This is a genomic window from Spirochaetaceae bacterium (assembly GCA_009784515.1).
GTDB lineage: Bacteria > Spirochaetota > Spirochaetia > WRBN01 > WRBN01 > WRBN01.
The window spans coordinates 1-5,767 of sequence record WRBN01000098.1; the positions used below are offsets into that span (position 1 = coordinate 1).

The 5,767-nt window shown below is 41.2% G+C and carries 5 protein-coding genes; 2 read left to right on the forward strand and 3 right to left on the reverse strand.

Features of this window, described 5'->3' with window-relative positions:
• Nucleotides 1-966 (reverse strand): [FeFe] hydrogenase H-cluster maturation GTPase HydF (hydF, locus tag FWE37_08825; GenBank protein ID MCL2521083.1); only part of this gene is annotated, 966 nt, incomplete at its 3' end.
• A 218-nt stretch (nt 967-1,184) separates the two neighbouring features.
• Here hydF and FWE37_08830 point away from each other — a divergent pair.
• Nucleotides 1,185-1,460: a hypothetical protein gene (locus FWE37_08830; GenBank protein ID MCL2521084.1), complete on the forward strand. Its 276-nt coding sequence runs from the start codon at nt 1,185-1,187 to the stop codon at nt 1,458-1,460.
• Nucleotides 1,461-1,779: 319 nt separating this feature from the next.
• Here the strand turns inward: FWE37_08830 and htpG are convergent, their stop codons facing one another.
• The gene (htpG, locus tag FWE37_08835; protein MCL2521085.1) at nt 1,780-3,639 is read right to left on the reverse strand and encodes a molecular chaperone HtpG; all 1,860 of its coding nucleotides are present in this window, start codon (nt 3,637-3,639) and stop codon (nt 1,780-1,782) included.
• Between the two features lie 210 nt (nt 3,640-3,849).
• On the opposite strand from htpG, the gene FWE37_08840 reads away from it, so the two are divergent.
• Nucleotides 3,850-4,020 (forward strand): hypothetical protein, encoded by a 171-nt coding sequence (locus tag FWE37_08840; protein ID MCL2521086.1) that lies wholly within the window; start codon nt 3,850-3,852, stop codon nt 4,018-4,020.
• Between the two features lie 31 nt (nt 4,021-4,051).
• Here the strand turns inward: FWE37_08840 and uvrB are convergent.
• Nucleotides 4,052-5,767: excinuclease ABC subunit B (uvrB, locus tag FWE37_08845; protein MCL2521087.1), on the reverse strand; the 1,716-nt coding region annotated here is incomplete at its 5' end.

The window sequence follows — 5,767 nt, forward strand, 5'->3', positions numbered from 1 at the left end:
AAGATTTGGGATTTGCTGGCGGGCAATGTCGTTTTTAAGGGCATGGTGGCTACAGGCCTCTAGGATAAGTATTTTATCACCGGCGGCCAACTCTTTTAACTTATTTAAACTTTGTGTATAATAATTAATATCACCTTTACGGCCGGCCATTAAAATAGAAAAGCTGGTAACGGCTTGGTTAACCGGTAAAAGCGGCTTTAACTGCGGAAAAAGCTGCGAATCGGTAATAATTAAAGCCGGAGGCTCTTTTAATAAGTTGTAACTTTCTGTAAAATTATTAAAGGTTACACATAAGGCCCGATGGTTATAATCTAATAGTTCGCGTAAAACCTGCACCTGCGGTAAGATAAGCCGGCCTTTAGGAGCCTGAATATCCTGCGGCATAACCAGCATAACCAGCGAGCCTACCGGTAAGGTATGGCCAACTAGCGGCGGTTCGTCGTCGGTTAATTTATCGGCTATTGCTTTTTTAAGGGTATCTATACCCTGTCTTGTTAAGTTACTTACCGGATAAAGAGGCTTTAAGTTATCGCTCTTAATGACGGAGTTATAGCGTATCTCTATAGGTTCGGTGGTTAAATCGGTCATAGTAGCCACAAAAAAGATGGGCTTGTCAAAATTTTTAATTTTGTTAAGCCATTCGGTATCCAGCTCATTAAAGTGCGGCCCATTAGCGGCTACTACAAATAAAAAGGCATCGGCTTTAGTAAAAGTCTCTAAGCTTTTTTGTACCCGCAAGTTACCCAGCTCGCCTTCGTCATCGTAGCCGGCGGTATCAATATATAGCACCGGGCCAAGAGGGGCCAGCTCGCTGGCTTTGGTTACCGGGTCGGTGGTGGTGCCAGCCACCGGCGAAACTAAGGCGGCGCTTTGCCCGCACAAACTATTAAGTAAGCTGCTCTTACCGGCGTTGCGGCGGCCGGTTAGTACAATAGTGGTACGGTTAGCGTTAGGGGTTTGCGTCATAATTAAACCTATTTAACTTTTTAAAGAAGTGGAGTACTTTAACTTGGTGTTATTTCTTTGAGTACTTTAACAGTAAATTTTAACTTTGTAAAGAGTAGGACAGGTAAATATTTTTTGTTACAAAATAATAACAATTATTTAACATAAATTTTATATAAATTAAGCTACTAAGGTAATTTTTATCTAACTTAAATGCTTTAATTTGCCGATAAAATATTATGATTTTTGTTGTATTAATAGTAATGTTTTTCACCAATGTAGCTTTTTTAAGCCTTATCGCCAATTTAGTAATTTATGTTTACGCCAGCTTTAAACATGATGGTAATTTACAAAAAAGTTGCAAAAAATTTTTAGTTATTAATATTATTGTTTGGTTGGCTTTAAATCTGACACTTTTAATATTAATTTCGCACATTTTCAGCTTAATTATTGCTAGCGGAGTATGGCCAACCATTTTAGAAGACATTATTTTTCGCGCTCCCAGCTTTTTTTAATTACTTTCTTCTAGTTTTTTAGCCGGTCAAATAAACCATGAATATCATACAAATTAGGTAGGGTGGAGCGTAAACCTTTAAGTTCGTCAATCGTATATTTTTTTCTAATAATTATTCCTATATTTTTAAGATACTCTAAGTTAAACTTTTAAGCTGCCCAAGCGCCGCTTAAGAGCTGTAGTGTTGGTGGTTAAAAAAGTAAATCATTACAGTTAAAGAGAAAAGGTAACCACGAAAAACACTAAGCACATGAAAAGAAAATTATTTTCGTGTTGTTCGTGCCTTTCGCGGTTACCTTTTCTTAAAGCATAATTTTTATCTAACTAGGTTGTTTTAATAATTTAAAGATGGTGGCCGCAAAGTTAGCCGGCTCTTTGGGCAGTACGCCTTCGGCAAGGTAAGCGCTATCTAATAAAATATTAGCGTAGTCTTTTACCTCATCACCACTTAAACTCATTAAAGATTTAATTAAAGCATGGTTTGGGTTCACCTCGAGGATTGGTTTACCTTCCGGCGCTTCTTGACCCATCATCTTAAACATTTGCGCCATCTGCAAATTTACGCCGTTACTGCCGCTGACAATTACCGCCGGTAAATCGCTTAAACGGCTGGAAAGTTTCACGGCCTCTACTTTATCGCCTAGCGCCTCTTTAAGTTTATCGGCAAGCTCTTTGTTCTCGGCGGTTTCTTCTATTTTATTATCTTTAAAAAGTTCATCTTCTTCACCGCTGTTAATGGCTTTAAAGTTTAACCCTTCGTACTGACCCAGCATAGGCATAACAAATTCGTCTACTTGGTCGCTTAACAGCAATACCTCAATGCCTTTCTCTTTATAAGCCGCCAATAGGGGATTGGCACGCACCACATTTTCCTTTTCACCGGTAATATAGTAAATGTTTTTTTGTTCCTGCGGCATACGTTCTTTGTAGGCGGCTAAACTGGTCCATTCGCTGGTATCGGCGGTGCTTTTAAAACGCACGACCTCAAGGATTTCGGGGCGGTAGGCAAAATCGATGTACAAGCCCTCTTTAAGCACCTTGTTATAATTTTCGATAAAAGTTTTAAATTTCTCAGGTTCGCTCTCGCTTAGTTTTTTAAATTCGCTTAATAATTTTTTGACGCTGGCGGTACGGATACTCTCTAAAATTTTATTTTTCTGTAAAATTTCACGGCTAACGTTAAGAGGGAGGTCTTCGCTATCAATAATACCGCGCACAAAACGTAGCCACACGGGGAGTAACTCTTTTTCGTCATCGGTAATAAAGACGCGCTTTACATAAAGTTTGACACCGGCTTTGTAGTTGGCCTGAAACAAATCGAACGGCGCTTTAGCGGGGATATAAAAGAGGGTTGTGTAATCAAGGTTGCCTTCGGCCCGTGTATGGCTGTAAAAAAGTGGATTTTCGCTATCATGGCAGATGGTGTGATAAAACTCGTTGTAATCTTCAGCCTTAAGTTGGCTTTTGCTAAGTTGCCACAGGGCCTTTGCACTGTTAATTTGTTTATCTACGGCTTCTTCTTTGGGCTCTTCGCCCTCTTTAGCAAAGGGTTTTTCGGTGTAATGCAAAAAGATGGGGAAAGCAATGTGGTTACTGTATCTTTCAATAAGCTCTTCAATTTTATAATTATGAGCAAATTCTTTATTTTCATCATTTAATTTAATAATGATAGTGGTGCCATGATTATCGCGCTCGGCCTTGCTGAGGGTATAGCCGCTTTCGCCATCGCTTTGCCAGCTGTGAGCTTCCAGCTCGCCGGCTTTACGGCTAATTACGGTAACATTGTTACTTACCATAAAAACGCTGTAAAAGCCTACGCCAAATTGGCCGATAATGTTGCTATCTTTTTTGGCACCGGCTTCCAACGCTGCTAAAAACTCGCTGCTACCGCTGTGGGCAATTTTGCCCAAATTTTCCTCTAGGTCATCGCTATTCATGCCAATACCGTTATCGGTGATGGTAATGGTGGCGGCATCGGTATCTAAACTAATATCGATTTGGCCGGCAAAACTATCGGTTTTAAATTGTTCGTTAGTTAAAGTTAAAAACTTCATTTTATCGATAGCGTCACTGGCGTTGCTGATAAGCTCACGCAGGAAAATTTCGTTATTGCTGTACAGCGAATGAATAATAAGTTTGAGCAGCCTGTCTACTTCGGCTTTAAATTGCTTTTTGGCCATTGTTTATAAAATCCTTTTAAATGATATGATTGGTTATTCATATAATAACTAATTAGTGGAGGAATGGCAAGGCAGTCAGCCGCTTTTGGGCAATAAATTTACAGAAAATTGTTGTCATCTGCCTAAAATAAGGATATAATAAAGTTATGAACGGCTTATTTTCTATTCAAGAAGTTACAGATAAAGTGATTAATTTAGGAGTTTATAGTTGTGTTTAAGTTTAAAGGTGTTTTAATAAATAATAAAATCTTAGTTGATGCTAAAGTAGCTCATGGCGATTGGACTTCTTTAGATAAATTTTTTGATATAATAATTGGTATGGATATTATAAAAAAAGGTACTTTATATATTGATAACAGTGATTTTTATTTAAATTTTTAAATTAGAATTTAGATATTTATCAGCCTCAATCTTACACCTCTCCCTTCCTCAATTTCTCCACCTCGTCTCTTAACAATGCCGCCTCTTCAAACTCCAAGTTTTTGGCCTTTTCAAGCATCTCTTTTTCCAGCCGTTTAATGAGTTTAGCCACCGCCTTTTTATCAAAGAGGTTGGTACCTTTGCGCACAATATCAATGTTATCCCGCGCCGCATCAAGTTTTTCTTGCTCTTCACGCTCTAGTATATCGTGAATGGCCTTTTTGATAGTGGCCGGCGTAATGCCGTGTTCCTTATTATAAGCCTCTTGAATAACCCGGCGGCGATTAGTTTCGTCAATGGCGGCGGTCATGGCGGGGCTCATCTTATCGGCGTACATTAAGGCAATACCGGCGCTGTTACGGGCGGCACGGCCAATTATCTGGATAAGGCTGGTGGTGCTGCGCAAAAAACCAATTTTATCGGCGTCCATGATGGCGATGAGGGTAACCTCCGGCAAGTCAATCCCCTCACGCAGTAAGTTGACGCCGATAAGCACATCAAACTTACCAAGCCGTAGGTCGCGCAATATCTCTACGCGCTCAATGGTGTCAATTTCGCTGTGCAGGTAGCGAGTGCTCAGGCCTAAATCACTAAAGTAATCGGCCATATCTTCGGCCATCTTTTTGGTGAGAGTTAGCACAAGGCTGCGCTCGCCTAAATCAACACGTTTACGAATTTCGGCGTACAAATCTTCAATTTGGCCTTTGGTGGGGCGCACCTCTATCTGTGGGTCTAAGAGGCCGGTGGGCCGAATGATAAGCTCGGTAGGCAACGGGCAGCGTTCCAGCTCCAGCTTGCCCGGCGTAGCCGATACATACAAGGTTTGCGGGATAATATTTTCAAATTCGCCAATTTTAAGCGGGCGGTTATCCAGCGCACTGGGTAACCTAAAACCAAAATCGACCAAATTTTGCTTGCGGCTCTTGTCGCCCTCGTACATCGCCCCAATCTGACTGACACTCACATGGCTTTCATCGATGAACAGTAAAAAATCATCAGGAAAATAATCTATCATCGTGGCGGGCCGTTCGCCGGCGGCACGGTAGCTAAGGTGACGGCTGTAATTTTCAATGCCGGCACAGCTGCCCAGCTCACGTAGCATTTCGAGGTCGTACATTGTTTTTTGTTTAATACGCAGGGCCTCTACAAGGCGGTTACGGTCTTCAAAAAACTTAATTTGCTCTTTCATCTCGGCCTCAATGTTATTAATGGCGGCGTACATTTGTTCTTTTTCCATCACAAAGTGCTTGGCAGGGTAGATGGTAAGATAATCGCGCGTGCCCAGCACGGCGGCAGTAAGCGGGTGAATTTGTTTAATGCTAGCGATGGTATCAAAATCGAACTCTATGCGATAAGCTTCATCGTAATAAGCCAAGTAAACATCTAGGCTATCACCTCGCTTGCGGAAATTACCGGGGCTAAAGGTAATGTCATCACGCCCATACTGCATTTGGATTAGCCTATCGATGATAGTATCGGGTTTTAGAGTGTCGCCGGGGTGCAGCATAAGGCGCATATCTTTAAAGCTGCCGGGATTGCCCAAACCGTAAATGCAGCTTACACTGCTGACAATAAGCACATCTTCACGCTCCATCAGGCTGGTGGTAGCAGCAAGACGCATTCGTTCAATTTCTTTGTTAATATCGGTTTCTTTTTCTATGTATAAATCACGGGCGGCTACGTAGGCTTCAGGCTGGTAATAATCGTA

Excerpts from the sequence above, each read along its gene's own strand:
- FWE37_08830 (MCL2521084.1), top strand. The coding sequence starts at position 1,185 with ATGATTTTTGTTGTATTAATAGTAATGTTTTTCACCAATGTAGCTTTT.
- htpG (MCL2521085.1), bottom strand. The coding sequence starts at position 3,639 with ATGGCCAAAAAGCAATTTAAAGCCGAAGTAGACAGGCTGCTCAAACTT.